We start from the raw sequence: 15671 nt of genomic DNA, 5'->3' as shown, positions 1-15671 counted from the left end.
ATATTTATGATGACGCTCTTTTTAAGGTAGTGGTAAAATGGTGAAGAAAAAACAAATGACGAATTACACTATGAAGAATACGGGAGGCACAATCAAAGATGAGCGGTTTTACAGCGTTAAGTGAAGCAGAATTAAATGACCTATATGCAGCACGACAAAAAGAATATGAAACGTACAAAAGTAAAAACTTACACTTAGACATGTCTAGAGGGAAACCTTCACCAAAACAGCTCGATTTATCTATGGGCATGCTCGATGTCGTGACATCAAAGGATGCAATGACAGCTGAGGATGGTACAGATGTGCGAAACTATGGCGGCTTGACAGGCCTTCCTGAAACAAAGAAATTTTTTGCAAGTGTGCTCAACCTGAAGCCAGAACAAATCATCATTGGCGGTAATTCTAGTCTGAATATGATGCACGACGCGATTGCACGTGCTATGACTCACGGCGTATATGGCAGCAAAACACCTTGGGGAGAGCTTCCAAAGGTAAAATTCCTTGCACCAAGCCCAGGGTATGATCGTCATTTTGCCATTTGTGAGCATTTTAACATAGAGATGATTACGGTAGATATGAAGTCGGATGGACCTGACATGGATCAGGTAGAAAAATTGGTTGCAGAAGATGAAGCCATCAAAGGGATTTGGTGTGTACCGAAATATAGTAACCCTGACGGCATTACGTATTCAGATGAGGTTGTTGACCGTCTTGCTTCCATGCAGACAAAAGCAGACGACTTCCGTATTTTTTGGGATGATGCCTATGCAGTCCACCATCTAACAGATACGCCTGATACGTTAAAAGATATTTTTCAAGCAGTAGACAAAGCAGGACATGCAAACCGTGTGTTTATGTTCGCCTCTACTTCTAAAATTACGTTCCCAGGCTCGGGTGTTGCACTGATGGCATCTAGTCAGGACAACGTCAGCTTTATTCAAAAACAGCTATCAGTTCAAACCATTGGGCCAGATAAAATCAATCAATTAAGACACCTTCGTTTCTTCAAGAATCCAGAAGGATTGAAGGAACATATGAAAAAGCATGCAGCGATTATTAAGCCGAAATTTGACCTCGTTCTTTCGATCCTTGATGAAAAGCTTGGTGGAACAGGCATCGCTGAGTGGCACAAACCAAATGGCGGATATTTTATTAGCTTAAATACACTCGATCATTGTGCAAAAGCTGTTGTGCAAAAAGCGAAAGAAGCCGGTGTGACACTAACAGGTGCAGGGGCGACATATCCTTATGGTAACGACCCGCTTGATCGTAACATCCGTATTGCGCCAACGTTCCCAACGCTTGAAGAACTAGAGCAGGCGATTGACATCTTTACGTTATGCGTTCAGCTTGTCAGCATTGAAAAGCTGCTGTCTGAGAAAAGTCAATCAGCACCAACGGTATAACGAAAAAACTCCTTGACTGATGTCCGGTCAAGGAGTTTTTGTTTTTAGTTGGCTGTTTGATAATAAGTGGCAGGCTGTTTTGCTGCACACCATACATCATAAATCGCAAGCTGCACAATATGTGGTTCATCGTGATGAATATAGTGCGAGCTGTTCTGCGCCTGAATCCATCCGCTTTGGGATGACAATGTGAGCATTCGTTTATGGAGCCTCAGCCAAGCTTCATGTGCTGGATGAAACAAGCGGCTTTTGCCTGATGAAATGACAAGAAGGGGCATCATCCCATAATGCGTTTGCTCCTCTTTGGTCGTACGCAGCATTTGCTCAAAGTCCTCATGTGTACATTCTGCTGTGAACTGCGCCATATATGAAGTGTGTTCTTCCTTTGATAAGAGCGGCAGAATGACCTGCTCTTGCTCCTCACTTGCTGGGTCTAGAAGGACCATACCGATAACATCTTCTTTTCTGCGGCTTGCCCATAAGCGGCTGACAAGAGAGCCAAATGAGTGCGCCACAATGAGAAATGGCGGCTGAATATTGGCTTGATGTAAGAGTGTATCTAAATCATCCGCAAGATCATGCAAAGTTCTTCCTTCTTTGCTTTCGCTGCTTTTTCCATTGCCTAAACGGTCATATAAGAAAACACCAAGCTCTGGGTCAATATCACGAGCGATATTCGCCCACGTATCGCCTGAAATTCCATATCCTGCTTCAAAAATAATGGTGGCTTCCTTTTTCCCTTGACGATGCCTTGTATAAAAGTGATGTCCATCTATATGATACGTTCTTTCAATCAATGCCGAGTTCATTCTTCCATCTCCTCTAAGTGGTTCTTTAGCTAAAAGACGGCACAAAAGGCAAAGATGTTTCTCTTAAAAACAAAAAAGATGCCTATTTCAAAAAATAGACACCTTTTTGCTTAAAGATGTTACCAAGCACGATCGTATTGGCGCGGGCTTTCGATGGATGTACGAAGCTCTTTAGCGGCTGTTTTTGGGAAATACGGATCCCGTAAAAATTCTCTGCCGATAAAGATCAAGTCAGCACGCTGATTTTGTAAAATTTCTTCGGCCTGTACACCAGATGTGATCATACCGACAGCGGCTGTTTGGATGCCGGCACCTTCTCTTATTTTCTCAGCAAAGGTGACTTGGTAGCCGGGGAATGTTTTAATACTGGCTTGCACCACAGCGCCTGAGCTCACATCAATTAGATCGACTCCTTGCTCTTTCAGCCATGCGGCAATGCCAATATAATCTGCAATATCTAGTCCTTTTGTTGTGTAATCAGAAGCGGATACACGGACAAATAATGGTCCATCCCACACTTCATTGACTGCCTCAACCACTTCTCTCAAGAAGCGATAACGATTTTCTGGTGAACCGCCATATTCATCTGTCCGGTGATTGGCAAGCGGTGAGAGAAATTCGTTAATCAAATAGCCATGCGCACCATGAATCTCAATGATGTCAAATCCAGCTTGTTTGGCGCGGACAGCGGCATCTTGAAATGCCTGAACTGTGTCTTTTATTTGATCGATAGACATCTCAAGAGGTGTTTTAGATTGCTCGTCAAATGGAATGCTGGATGGAGCAAGAATGTCACCATCTAGCTCAGCCTTGCGTCCTGCATGGGCTAGCTGGATGGCCGTTTTTGTTCCGTACGCTTTGATTTGTTCGTTTAATGAGGCAAATCCTTCAATGTGCTCATCACTCCAAATTCCGAGGTCCTGATCACTAATTCTTCCCTCAGGTGAAACAGCACTTGCCTCGACCATAATTAATCCGGCCTGACCTTGCGCACGGGAAATATAATGTGCAAAGTGGAAAGGCTGTAATTTTCCATCACGGTCATAGGATGAATACATACACATCGGGGACATGACGATGCGGTTTTTGAGTGTGACACCTTTTAATGTCCAAGGTGAAAAAAGCTTTGTTTCCAATTACCTTCGCCTCCTCATAGAATGGTATAGCCGATTATAACAGCCATTCAAACATTCGTCATAAAAGGTGCTCAAACCATATAGCTTTTGTACATGATTTTGTATAATGAAAGATATGGACATCAAAGGGGGATAAACGGATGAAATGGCAAACGGAAAGTGAACTAAAGGAGCTACTCACAGCTCTTATGCAGTATGAAAGCATATCTGGTACAACGGGAGAAGTCGCATTAGCGGAATATTTATATTACTTGCTGAGGGAGCGGCCGTATTTTGAACAGCATCCTGATCACTTGGCTTTGCATCCAATGAAAGATGGCCGGTATTTTTTAACGGCACTTGTCAAACGAAGTACGTTGCCACGTACTGTTTTACTCCTCAGCCATTTTGATGTCGTGGATACAGAGGATTACGGAGAATTTCAAAATATGGCGTGTAAGCCCGAAGAGTTAATGGCGTCCTTTTCTCAAAAAAGTGCACTTCTTCCAAAAAGGGCAAGAGAGGATTTAGCTTCAGGTGACTGGCTGTTTGGACGAGGGTCCATGGATATGAAAGCAGGCCTGACTGTCCAGCTTTCCATGCTAGAAAGAGCCATGGCGGGGAGGTTTGAAGGAAATATTCTGCTCGTCACAGTGCCAGATGAAGAAGTGAATTCACAGGGGATGCTGGAGGCTGTTCCGAAACTAAAGGAGCTCAAGCAGAAGTATGACCTTGATTATACCGCGTGTTTAAACAGTGAGCCGATGTTTGAAAAGTATCCCGGGGATGCGCACCAATACATCTATACAGGTAGTATAGGGAAGGTACTTGCGGGATTTTTCTGCAAAGGAATTGAAACACATGTAGGTGAGCCCTTCTCAGGATTAAATGCAAATTTTATGGTATCTGAATTAAACAGGCTGTTAGAACTGAATAGTGATTATTGTGAGGAAGTAGATGGTGAAGTGACACCACCTCCGACCAATTTGATGCAAAAGGATTTGAAAGAAGCTTACTCTGTTCAAACGCCTCACACGGCTGTTTCTTTATTTAATGTGCTGATGATGAACCGCTCTAGTGAAGAGCTTCACGGGCTCCTCTATGAAACTGCGAAACAAGCAGCAGCCCAAATCGAAGCCAATCTCAAACAGAAAACCGCTGCATTTCAACGCTTTAAACATTTTACACCCATCGATACAAACATCACGGTGTTAACGTATCATGAGCTGTACGAAAAAGCTGCTGAACGATCCGGCAAGCAGGAGGTCGAGCGAATTGTCAACTACGCCTTTGCCAACCGGGGTGAGCTAGGGGATCGTGATTTTTCAACCAAAATTGTATCAGAACTGACGACCCTTTGTAAGGAAGATGGAGCACTGATTGTGTTGTTTTATAGTCCGCCATTTTACCCATCTGTTTCTTCAACAGATGATCTGCATATTCAAACGACCTTAAAGAAGATTCAAAGAGAAGCAAAAGAGATCTATGGAATCGAAGTAGAAGAAGTCAAATATTTTCCTGGTTTATCTGATTTAAGCTACTTACAGCTTGAAAATCAAGATATAGAGGATTATACAGCCAACATGCCGCTATACCAAAAAGGTTACTCGTTACCACAAGGAGAAAAAGAAGCTCTTAACGTTCCTGTCATCAACGTTGGTCCATTAGGAAAGGATGCGCACAAATGGACAGAACGGCTGCATGTCCCATTCTCTTTTGGCGTTTTGCCGTCGCTCTTACAATCAACAATTCATGCTTTATTAGAAAAGAATTAAGTGAAAGCTCTATCGTCATGATAGGGCTTTTCTTGATATCAATCACCTTCTGTCTAAAGAAATAGAGTATGATATAGAATAATACTTACATATTTGAAGGGGGATTGTGAGAGTGAAAACAGGAGTACTAACAAAAACAGAGATCATGAGATCACTTCATGAGAGTTTGCGTAAGCTTGAGGAGTTAGTATGGACATGTGATGAGGCTACATTAGATGAATCTTTTGGGGAAGGCAAGTGGTCGATTAAACAAATTGTTGGACATTTGTATGATACAGAAGAAGTCTGGTCAGAGCGGATAGAGCAGGCAATATCAAATGAGCACACGCTTTTCGCATCATATGATCCAGAGATATATGTGAAGGGAAGAGCTTATGAAATGTATACCGCACAAGAGGTCAGTGCATTGATTGAACGCCTAAAAGAAAGCAGAAACAAAACACTGCAGCTATTAGAAAAGGATACATGGGATTTTTCAGGCCTCCATCCTGAAGAAGGGATGATGACAGTCCAAATTTTAGCTGAAACCATTGCTTTACATGAAATTCATCACCTCGATCAAATCAAAGCCATCATGTCCATGAGAGCATCGAGTGATAGATGAAAAGCACCTGTCATCAAGGCAGGTGCTTTTCTCACTTACTTATACGTACTCGCTGAAAACATGTCGTTTAATTCTGCTGCGCGTTTTGTCGCTGTTTTCACACAATCGACAATTGCTTCTTCAAATTGATAGGAAGCAAGGGTATTCAGTCCTGCTTCTGTCGTTCCACCTTCGCTCGTAATTTCTTTGCGCAATTCAGCAGGTTCCTTACCGCTATCCTGAAGCATATTTGCAGCGCCTGCAATCATTTGACAAATGAGCAATTTCGCTGTCTCTTGGTCCATCCCAAGTTCCGATGCACCTCGCTCCATTCCTTCAATCAAATGATAAATAAAGGCAGGACCGCTGCCTGCAATGGCTGTGACCGCATTCAGCTGTGATTCATCTAAAACCGTCACATGACCGATCGTTTCAAACAGTTGAACTGCTTTTTCCTTTTGCGCCTCTGTGACTTCATCACTGACAGCAATGCCGGTAGCTGATTGTTGTATGGCTGCTGATGTATTTGGCATCGCACGAACCACCGCCGTTTTTGCGCCAGCATAATGCTGAATGGTTTCAATAGAAATGCCCGCTAAAATAGAAATAATCAGCTGTCCATTTAAATGGGGCCTTACTTCAGAAATGCCACTTTCCGCATCTTTTGGTTTTAAAGCAAACACCAGCATATCGGCTTCTTCATAAATAAAGGAACGCGCGAAATCTGTTTTGACTCCATAACGTGCATGTAATTCTTCTAATCGTTTTTCATTTGTTTTATTTGTGACAATGATATCTTCATTTGACATAATGCCGCTCTTTAAAAGACCTTTAATCATAGACTCGGCCATTGAGCCTGCACCAATAAATCCAATTTTACTCATAAGCTGCTCCTCCTTGTAGAAAATAAAAAAACCTCTCGTCTGCAAAGGACGAAAGGTTTTTCGCGGTACCACCCTCAATTAGCATGCAATCATACATACTCAGCTCTAGTCCCTTAACGCGGGAAACGTTTAGGTTTGCCTAACAGCTCAAAGGGCAGGTTCAGCAAATAAGAGGATGGTGAAGCCTTACAGCCTGCGGACCTCACTCTCTTGCATCATTATTTTGCTTACTAATCCTTGTCATCGCGCATCTTATATTTGTTGTTCATTATGCAACGATGGACAAGTTTGTGTCAATAGGGAAAGATAAAAAAATGACCATCTAAACCGCATGACAGTCTGCCCTTTGCAAGATACAATGAATAAAGAAGAGGAAGTTCAGATGATCTATGAGTCAAAAAGCAGGAGATGACGTATAAAAGTGAAAGAAGAAATGATTCAATTATCCATCCCTACACCGTTTGCGGTGGGGGATGTCCATGCATATGTATTAAAAGGCGATGCCGTGACCTTAGTTGATTCCGGACCGATGACACAAGAGGCGCAGCATGCCTTTGTCACGCAATTAAAGGAACATCATTTATCAATAGATGATATTGATCAAGTGGTTTTGACACATCATCATGCAGATCATGTCGGTCTTTTAGATCTGATGAAACCCCATGTCCGTGTCATCGGACACGAGTTAAATGAGCCCTATATTAGTCAGGATGCAGCGTTTAAACAGCGTCAAATCCATTTTATGAATGATTTTTTTCAGCAGTTAGGTGTCCCACTTCGTCAAGGTGAGTGTGAAAGAATGGTGAGGCAGTCCTATACATATTCTTGTACGGCACATGTCGATGACGTCATAAAAGAAGGCGATCGTTTGAAGGGACATGAGCATTTCCAAGTGCTGGAGACCCCAGGACATGCACAATCTCATCTCTCTTTTTTAGATGAAACAACAGGGAATTTCATCGGCGGTGATCTGCTGCTTACAACCATTTCTTCCAATCCGTTAATGGAAGCGCCAATGAAAGGAACAGAACGTCAAAAATCGCTGCTTCAATATAAAGCATCACTCGAGCGTTTATTGCATTTGCCCATTCAGGCGATTTATCCAGGGCATGGCCAGCTCATTACCTCTCATCACGAATTGATCGAAGAAAGATTTAAAAAACAGGAAAAACGGGCAAATACGATGTATCAGCTGCTTCAACGAAAGGAAATGACCGCCTTTCATCTTTGCCGCACCTTATTTCCGGGCCTGTATGAAGAAGCATTATTTCTGACAATGTCTGAGACAGTCGGCCAGCTTGATGTGCTTTTAGCGGCTGGACAAATTGAAGAAGTGCAAAAAGACGGAACCCTCTACTATCGAGCAACTGAAGGAGTGAAATAAATGGGGCGACTAACAGGAAAGAGAATATGGATTACAGGTGCTTCAGGCGGTATTGGTGAAAAGATGGCGTACTTGGCAGCAGCCGAAGGAGCAGAAATCATTGTGTCGGCAAGACGAATTGAAAAGCTCGCAGGTGTAAAAGAAAAGATTATAAGTGCTGGCGGCGTATGTCACATCGTTCAGCTTGATGTCAGTCAGCTTGAGGACATTGATCAAGCCTATCAACAAGTGGGTGCTGTTGATATTTTGGTGAACAATGCCGGCTTTGGTGTGTTCGATCTCGTCGAAGACGCATCCATTGAAGAAATGGTGTCGATGTTTGAGGTCAATGTCTTTGGTTTAATTGCCTGCACAAAAAAGGTCCTTCCTGAGATGAAACAAAGAGGGAAGGGACATATTATCAATATTGCGTCACAGGCAGGCAAAATTGCCACCCCTAAATCCGCCATCTATTCCGCATCAAAGCATGCGGTTCTCGGATTTTCAAACAGCCTCAGAATGGAGCTGGCAGACAGCGGAATTCATGTCACAACCGTCAATCCAGGACCGATTGCCACAGACTTCTTTACCATTGCAGACCGCAGTGGTGAATATGTGAAAAATGTTGATTTTATGATGCTCAGTGCTGACAAGGTAGCAGGGAAGGTCGTATCCGCCATGATGACGAAAAAAAGAGAGATTAATTTACCAGGATGGATGAATGCTGGCAGTAAATTGTATCAATTATTCCCGTTTTTATTTGAAAAAGCAGCACGTAAAGCGATGATGAAAAAATAACAAAAAAAGAAACCGGTCACAGGCTGGTTTCTTTTTTTGTTTGATGGGGCTTGATATTGGTGACGCCAAAGACATTGCCATCAACATCTTCAAAGCTAAAACCGCCTAAGTCTGGGTCAGCTAATATTTGAATATCCGATACAGTCACTGCATGCTCGCTTAAATACTGGTGAAAGTTTTTTAAATCCTTCACAAATAAATCGATCATACTATGCCGAACTCCTGTAAAAGAGTTCATAAAGTAGATTCGTTTCTCGTGTTTTGTTTTGACGAGATAAAAAGAAGGTCCCTCGCCATGAGTAAAAGTGAGCATGGCGGCTTCTTCTGATTGATGTAAAACGATCATCTCTAAAATCTGTTCATACCAAGAGACAGCTCGGGGGATATCAGTCACAGGAATTTCAATAGTAGCAATTTGTTGAATGGTCAATGGCTTCACTCCTTTTTCTATATCCGCCTTGCCGCTTGCTGAAGTGGATCCCATACACTGTTAAAAGGGGGGGCATAGCTAATATCTAAATCTTCAAGGTCTGTCACAGTCAGCCCTTGATAAAGAGCCGTTGCCATGACATCAATTCGTTTATCAACACCTTCTTTACCGATGATTTGTGCGCCAAGCAAGGTGTGATCATCGCTTCTGTAAATCAGTTTCACTTTCATTTTCTCTGCATCTGGGTAATATCCAGCGTGGTCAGTGCTGTCGATGGTGATGGTGGAGAAAGGAAGGCCCGCGTCTTTTGCTTCTTTCTCTGATAAACCCGTTCGCCCTGCTGTCACGTCCATAAATTTCATCACCGCTGTGCCGGTGACGCCTTGAAACGCGCGGTTTGTTCCTGTCATATGAAAGCCTGCGATTCTTCCTTGTTTATTTGCTGTCGTGCCGAGCGGAATATAGTCCAGTTCTTTTTTGATACGGTGATAGGTCGCTGCGCAGTCCCCCGCCGCATAGATATCTTGTACATTCGTCTGCATGTATTCATTCACAACGACTGCACCATTTTGAAGTCGCTGAATTCCTGTGCTGTCTAAAAAGGATGTTTGCGGAGTGACGCCAACGGCAATGATGACCATATCTGTTTCAATGGTCTGTTTGTCTGTTTGAACAGCTGTTACATGTGTCTTGCCCTTTAATTTTTGCACTGTTTCACCAAGTACCACGTGAATGCTTTGATTGTCCGCTTCTTCTTTCAGATATTTTGCCATATCGGGATCAAAGCCTGGCCCAAGTGTTGCACCCCGCTGAATGATATGAACGTCTTTGCCTAGCGCTTTTAAATTTTCTGCCATTTCTAAACCGATATATCCTCCGCCGATGATCGTGATATGTGTGACGTCTTTTTTGAGATTGTCTAAAATAGACAGCGCATGCGGGATTGTTTTTAATACGTGGACACCTTCTAATGAATGACTGTCTAGATCAAGTGTGACGGGGCTTGCTCCTGTCGCAATTAACAGACGGTCATACGTTTCTGTAAAGGGCTCTTTTGTTTTAGAATGAATACCCGATACTGTTTTTTGCTCTGGATCAATTGAGGTCACTTCGTGTAAGCATCTGGCATCAATTCCGTATTTGTCACGAAAGGTGTCAGCGCTGCGTGCGATGAGTTTTCTGTGATGATCAATGAGACCGCCGATCAAGTAGGGGAGTCCGCACTGTCCATATGAGAAAATCTCTCCTTTTTCAAAAGCTACAATTTGCGCGTCTGGATCCTCCCTATATATTTGCATAGCGCAGCTCATTCCTGCTGCATCTCCGCCAATCATCACATATTTCATTTGGTGTGCTCCCTTCTATCTATCAAACTGAATACTCTTATTTACCCTCATTTTCCTTTATTTAATGCTTTTTTTTTCGCAAAAGAAGCAAACTTTCGTTGAAAAATAAAGACAGCGCCTTCATTTTAAGCTACAATCGGATTATCGTCTTTTTGGTTATGAGTTTAGTTTAGATTGGTGGGAAAGACTTTGGGTGACGAACGACTAGATTTTAATACACTATATACACGCCATACGAGAGAGGCATGGGCCGCTCTTGGAGAATATATGCCGGTATCTGTTTCAGAAGAAGAAGTGAGGGCACTTCAAGGATTAAACGACTACTTATCGCTAGAAGAAGTTCGAGATATTTACATACCGCTTATTCGTTTTCTGACATTACACGTCTTTGCAGAAAAACAAAAAAATCAGCATGTCAATGCTTTTTTAAACTACCCGCATCATGCGAAAATCCCTTTTTTAATTGGGATTGCAGGAAGTGTGGCCGTCGGAAAAAGCACGACAGCACGTATTATTGAAACACTTTTATCAAGGCTTGGAGATGGGCTGAAGGTGAGTCTCGTAACAACGGACGGCTTTTTGTATCCTCAAAAAGAGTTAAAAGATCGGGGGCTGATGGAAAAGAAAGGCTTCCCGGAAAGCTATGATGTTAAAGCGCTACTTTCGTTTTTAAATGAATTAAAATCAGGGAAACAAACTGTGCATGCACCTGTATATTCACATCTGACCTATGATCGTCTTGAAGGGGTGTATGAAACAGTAGAGGATGCAGATATTGTCATCATTGAAGGGATCAATGTGTTGCAATCACCGGCACTGGATGATCTGAAGGATGAGCCGCGCGTGTTTGTATCAGATTACTTCGATTTTTCGATTTATGTAGATGCCGCTGAGACGCAAATTCAATGCTGGTATAAAGAACGGTTCCGTTTGCTGCGGGAAACAGCCTTCCAAGACCCTGAATCCTTCTTTCATCAATACAAAGATTTGACGGATGAAGAAGCAGATCAGATGGCAAGCACGATTTGGAATACAGTGAACCGGCCAAATTTATATGAAAATATTTTGCCGACAAAATATAGAGCCGATTTGATTTTAAAAAAAGGCGATCAGCATAAGGTGGAAGAGATCGCCATCCGCAGGGTATAAAGAAAACCGCTCAATTGAGAGCGGTTTTAGATTGTTGACAAAGGGCTAAAATGAACTTTATTTTAGCCCTTTGTCTTCTTTTCAGCGTGATAGAAAACCTTTGAAGTCTAGGAAGGACAGCTACTTTTACGGAGCGAATTTGACATTCGTGAGTACCAGCGCGCAGGACTGACAAAGAATGCGAGGGTTTGTCTACACGCTGAAACCGCTCAATTGAGAGCGGTTTTTTAATGACCTCCTCTTACTTTCACAGCCACGGCAGCCGCCGTTCGTTTTTTTAGGCGGTAGTATCCGATGAGTAAAAATGGAACGCCTGCAGCGGTGACAATCGCCAAGACTGAAAAAATAGAAAGGGGATGGGCTGCGCCAAATAAGTCAATACACAATCCTCCGACAAACGGTCCGACGACGCTGCCGAGCTGAGAAAACCCCATTGCGCCGAAGTATGACCCTTTCACTTCAGGTTTTGCAATATTGTCTACAAACAGATCCATCATCGCAAAGAGCAGCACTTCACCAATCGTAAACACGACAATGATGAAAGCAAGCGTACCGAGACTTTGTGAAAAAGCAATGGCAAACAAACTGCCTGCTAGAAGCACGTTCCCAGTCGTTAACGACAAAATCGTTGAATAGCGCTTAGCGATCATAATCAGCGGGTACTGAACGACAATGACAACCACTGCGTTTAAGGATAAAAGATACCCAAACAGTTTAGGGCCATCCTCAATCATAGGGGATGCCGATAAATATTGAGGCAGTGTTGAGCTTAGGTGTGAATAGCCAAATGAACATAAAGTAACGCCAATGAGGATGATGCTAAAGACCGTATCTTTCTGAATAATGGAAAGAGCTTTTTTGACGCCGATTTGTTTGGTACTTTCTGGAGCAGCCACTGGATGCTTTTGAAATTGCCATGCCAGCGTTAACCCGTACAACAAGTAAATGAGGGCAGCGACGAGAAATGGAAAAGTCGTTTTTGATGACCCGAGATATAAGCCAAGCAGCGGGCCGAAAATGACACCAATGTTAATGGCCGTATACCGTAAGTTAAAGACAAACAACCGAATGCTCGATGGGGTGACATCGGATAAGAGTGCTTTAGACGTTGGTTCAAACAGCGCCCGGCACAGTCCATTTAAAGCATTCATAAAAAAGAAGACCCAAATGGCATCTGCAAACGCGAAGCCAACAAAGACAAGTGTCCAGCCAAAGATGGATAAAAGCATGACCTTTTTTCTGCCGATTCGGTCGGAAACATAGCCGCCGTAAAAACTCGCAACAATCCCAATAAGAGAGCTGACGGCAATGATCAATCCAGCTGAAGAGGCTGAGGCGCCTTTGACTTGTGTCAAATAAACGGCTAAAAAGGGAATGCTCATGGATGTCGCCATTCGGCCAAATATCGTGCCGATGATGATCGTCCAACTAAGTGGATGTAAAGTGCGTAAGTTATTTTTCATGCTGTGTCTCCCCTGAGTTTGTAAGATGTTCCAATCATACATGAAAAATTGTGCAAATTAAATACACAATTTGATGGAGGAGTCATCCGTCAAATGACAGAGAAGCTTGAACCGTTCCGTTCATTCGAAGAGCATATGCCTCGTTTTCAAGGTTTTAAGCCTTGATGGATCATAATTTTTTCAGAAAAACGAAGCGTGTTTTTCAATGATCATGTTTTCGTTTTGCGAAAATCAATTGAGGTCGATGGCGATAATTTGATGTAAGGAAAGGTCTAGCACATCTTCGTCATTCACGATTTTCATTCGGCGTGTTTCATAATGAATGGCTTTCACCCAGCCCCAAAACTGTGCTTTCATGCCTGATGAGACATATGTCACGCAAATCGCTTGATCCTCGGTAATCGACTGTGTGATCAAAACATTCATTTCCTCTAGCTGATCGGAGCTGAGCGGTAGAGGTGTATATTCTTTTTTCTTTCGTTTTTGAGCAAGTAGTTGCTCTCGGTGCTCTGGTAGCATCATTCGGCTTGATTCCCACATGATGTTGTATCCAGGTGTTAATTTATTGGGATTCATGCTTGTTCGCCTCCGTTATTTGTAATGCCCGCCAATTTTCTCGGCGCGGTGATATGCCTGCCCTGCGCTTGTCAGTGACGAAGCATGCAATAATGCCGCAGGTCCATATTTCAGATGGATTTCATCAAATACTTTGCTGAGTTGATCTTTCTTCAAATGATGATCAAATAAAGTCAGCTGATAGTGGCTGTCAGGCTGCAGCTGTGAGAGGGTAATGCCTACACTGCGAATGGGCTGACCATCCCAGTGCTGCTGGCATAGCTGAATCGCTGCCTCTGCAATATCTGAGCCATACTGTGTCGGTGAATGAAGCTTCATTTGTCGATGAAAGCCTGTTGGATGTGAAAAATCAGCCCCTCTTACACCAACAGACACTGTTTGACCGAGATAATGCTTAAAACGTGCCCGCCGAGCGACTTCCTCACTCAATTCAAGAAGAGCGACTTTGATCTCCTCAAGAGATGCGTAATCACGGGGAAGGGTCATATGATGCCCAACGGCTTTTTGTTGATCATGTGTGTGAATAGTGACTGGAGAGGGATCGTGTCCTAAAGCTGTTCGCTGCAGAAGCTCCCCATTGATTCCCCAGCGTTTTTTTAATCGGTCTAACGGATAAGTAGCAAGTGTGCCAATAGTACTGATGCCCATTCGTTTCAAATGATGCTCCATTCGTTTGCCGACGCCAAATAATTTCCCAATGGGAAGCGGCCATAAATCAGTGGCAACCCGGTCGGCACTCAGTTCATAGATGCCGGATCTGTTTTTTTTGGCAAAATGGTCACAGGCCATTTTAGCGAGCACTTTATTAGGGCCTATGCCCACACGTGCGTAAATGCCAGTCTGGTTCATAATCGTTGTTTGTATATGTTGAGCGATCTCATGTGGAGAGCCGAATAGTGTAAGACTGCCTGTAATATCAAGAAACTGTTCATCAATGGAATATGGCTCGACAAGGTCTGTGTATTGTTCAAGCAGTTCTGTAATCATGACAGAGACATCGAGATAGCGCTGCATACGTGGACGTACGACCACTGCTTCAGGACATTTCTCCTGTGCTTCCCATAACCTTGATGCATTTTGTACGCCACGTTTCTTCGCGAGAGGGCAGGCTGCCAGGACGACTCCGCTTCTTCGTTCTGGATCTCCAGAGACAATGAGCGGCACATTCTCCAAATGAGGCGCCTCCACCTTCTCAACTGATGCATAAAATGACTGCATATCCACAAGCAGAATGGCTCGTTCATTCATTGTACTTCACCTCTTAGAACGTATGTTCTGTATCTATTGTAAACAACATGAGGTGAAATTCATACTGGTAAATCATTCAAAAGCTGTCCATACAAAAAAGACGAAGTGATGAACACTTCGTCTCGTCTGCTGCAACGATTGTTAGGCATGTGCCATGTTGTGGAATGTTTGGAGCGGTTCAGAACGCAGACGATAAGCCATCAGCTTTTTCTTTGGCTTATGTGTAAACTGCCGAACCACATCCACATGGTCATCATAATGGAATAGATAAAGGGTGACATCATGTTTCCCATGCTTTGTTTGCATAGTAAGCGGCGCTGGCCCTTCATTCGGATGAAGAAAGCGCTCTTCATCACCAGGGTAAATATAATAGCGTTCAATAAAGATCGCATCATTAAAATGTTGAATGATTTCAGATGCTCGCTGCTCATCAAGCGAACGACCTTGAAAAGTAATATTTGTTTGCTCACTTGTTACTTTAGCATGTACGGCGTAGCGGCTAAAAAGGCGCTCAACAACACCAGAAGGCAAAGAGGTGACAAGCAGCTTTAAAAGACTAAACACAACAAGCGAAATAACAACCCAAACCAATCTCATCATCTCCAATAAACATTTGTACCATTTCCTATATGAACCATCTTAACATAACAAATGAATGAAACTTTCGCACAAAAAGTGAACTTTTTGAAATAAGTGTGAAGATTTAAAAGGAGATGACGGCTGAAA

15 protein-coding genes and 1 other annotated feature are annotated in these 15671 nt (G+C 43.0%); of the genes, 6 read left to right on the top strand and 9 right to left on the bottom strand.

Annotation, left to right across the window (positions count from 1 at the left end):
• Window positions 1-98: 98 nt before the first annotated feature.
• A complete protein-coding gene (locus tag NSQ11_RS11100) occupies window positions 99-1406 on the top strand; it encodes an aminotransferase class I/II-fold pyridoxal phosphate-dependent enzyme (RefSeq protein WP_008342274.1) in 1308 nt (435 codons plus the stop codon).
• A gap of 44 nt (window positions 1407-1450) precedes the next feature.
• Here the strand turns inward: NSQ11_RS11100 and NSQ11_RS11095 are convergent, their stop codons facing one another.
• Window positions 1451-2215 (bottom strand): alpha/beta hydrolase, encoded by a 765-nt coding sequence (locus NSQ11_RS11095; RefSeq protein WP_212338148.1) that lies wholly within the window; start codon window positions 2213-2215, stop codon window positions 1451-1453.
• 119 nt (window positions 2216-2334) lie between these two features.
• The gene (namA, locus tag NSQ11_RS11090) at window positions 2335-3351 is read right to left on the bottom strand and encodes an NADPH dehydrogenase NamA (RefSeq protein WP_342501105.1); all 1017 of its coding nucleotides are present in this window, start codon (window positions 3349-3351) and stop codon (window positions 2335-2337) included.
• Between the two features lie 140 nt (window positions 3352-3491).
• Here namA and NSQ11_RS11085 point away from each other — a divergent pair, with 140 nt between their 5' ends.
• Together NSQ11_RS11085 and NSQ11_RS11080 are read left to right on the top strand one after the other, a co-directional pair.
• Window positions 3492-5105, top strand: coding sequence for a M20/M25/M40 family metallo-hydrolase (locus tag NSQ11_RS11085; RefSeq protein WP_058214168.1), 1614 nt, complete (start codon window positions 3492-3494; stop codon window positions 5103-5105).
• Window positions 5106-5217: 112 nt separating this feature from the next.
• Window positions 5218-5709 carry a DinB family protein gene (locus NSQ11_RS11080; RefSeq protein ID WP_035390754.1) on the top strand — a complete coding sequence of 164 codons (492 nt, stop codon included), beginning with the start codon at window positions 5218-5220 and terminating at the stop codon, window positions 5707-5709.
• A 35-nt stretch (window positions 5710-5744) separates the two neighbouring features.
• Here the strand turns inward: NSQ11_RS11080 and proC are convergent, their stop codons facing one another.
• Entirely contained in the window at window positions 5745-6572 is an 828-nt protein-coding gene (proC, locus tag NSQ11_RS11075; protein ID WP_008342285.1) for a pyrroline-5-carboxylate reductase, read from the bottom strand.
• A gap of 41 nt (window positions 6573-6613) precedes the next feature.
• Window positions 6614-6825 (bottom strand) — a binding site (T-box leader).
• Window positions 6826-6993: 168 nt separating this feature from the next.
• On the opposite strand from proC, the gene NSQ11_RS11070 reads away from it, so the two are divergent.
• A complete protein-coding gene (locus NSQ11_RS11070; RefSeq protein ID WP_035390752.1) occupies window positions 6994-7956 on the top strand; it encodes an MBL fold metallo-hydrolase in 963 nt (320 codons plus the stop codon).
• Window positions 7957-8733, top strand: coding sequence for an SDR family oxidoreductase (locus tag NSQ11_RS11065; protein WP_025207582.1), 777 nt, complete (start codon window positions 7957-7959; stop codon window positions 8731-8733).
• Window positions 8734-8749: 16 nt separating this feature from the next.
• On the opposite strand, the gene NSQ11_RS11060 is transcribed toward NSQ11_RS11065, so the two are convergent.
• Entirely contained in the window at window positions 8750-9172 is a 423-nt protein-coding gene (locus NSQ11_RS11060; RefSeq protein WP_225310449.1) for a VOC family protein, read from the bottom strand.
• Window positions 9173-9180: 8 nt separating this feature from the next.
• Window positions 9181-10509, bottom strand: coding sequence for a CoA-disulfide reductase (locus NSQ11_RS11055; protein ID WP_035390747.1), 1329 nt, complete (start codon window positions 10507-10509; stop codon window positions 9181-9183).
• Window positions 10510-10698: 189 nt separating this feature from the next.
• Between NSQ11_RS11055 and coaA the strand changes: the two genes are divergently transcribed.
• Window positions 10699-11658 carry a type I pantothenate kinase gene (gene coaA / locus NSQ11_RS11050; RefSeq protein WP_008342294.1) on the top strand — a complete coding sequence of 320 codons (960 nt, stop codon included), beginning with the start codon at window positions 10699-10701 and terminating at the stop codon, window positions 11656-11658.
• A 227-nt stretch (window positions 11659-11885) separates the two neighbouring features.
• On the opposite strand, the gene NSQ11_RS11045 is transcribed toward coaA, so the two are convergent.
• The 4 genes from NSQ11_RS11045 to NSQ11_RS11030 form a co-directional block, all read right to left on the bottom strand.
• Entirely contained in the window at window positions 11886-13121 is a 1236-nt protein-coding gene (locus NSQ11_RS11045) for an MFS transporter (RefSeq protein ID WP_035390745.1), read from the bottom strand.
• Window positions 13122-13352: 231 nt separating this feature from the next.
• Window positions 13353-13697 carry a YolD-like family protein gene (locus NSQ11_RS11040; protein ID WP_035390743.1) on the bottom strand — a complete coding sequence of 115 codons (345 nt, stop codon included), beginning with the start codon at window positions 13695-13697 and terminating at the stop codon, window positions 13353-13355.
• Between the two features lie 15 nt (window positions 13698-13712).
• The gene (locus NSQ11_RS11035) at window positions 13713-14945 is read right to left on the bottom strand and encodes a DNA polymerase IV (protein ID WP_035390741.1); all 1233 of its coding nucleotides are present in this window, start codon (window positions 14943-14945) and stop codon (window positions 13713-13715) included.
• A gap of 141 nt (window positions 14946-15086) precedes the next feature.
• On the bottom strand, window positions 15087-15536 hold the full coding sequence (locus tag NSQ11_RS11030; RefSeq protein ID WP_024718948.1) for a YfmQ family protein: 450 nt from the start codon (window positions 15534-15536) through the stop codon (window positions 15087-15089).
• Window positions 15537-15671: the final 135 nt, after the last annotated feature.

Origin of the sequence: Bacillus sp. FSL W7-1582, assembly GCF_038593325.1 — a bacterium.
Lineage (GTDB): Bacteria > Bacillota > Bacilli > Bacillales > Bacillaceae > Bacillus > Bacillus altitudinis.
The sequence above is the reverse complement of the archived record's forward strand: the minus strand, read 5'-3'. Positions and strand labels throughout refer to the sequence as shown.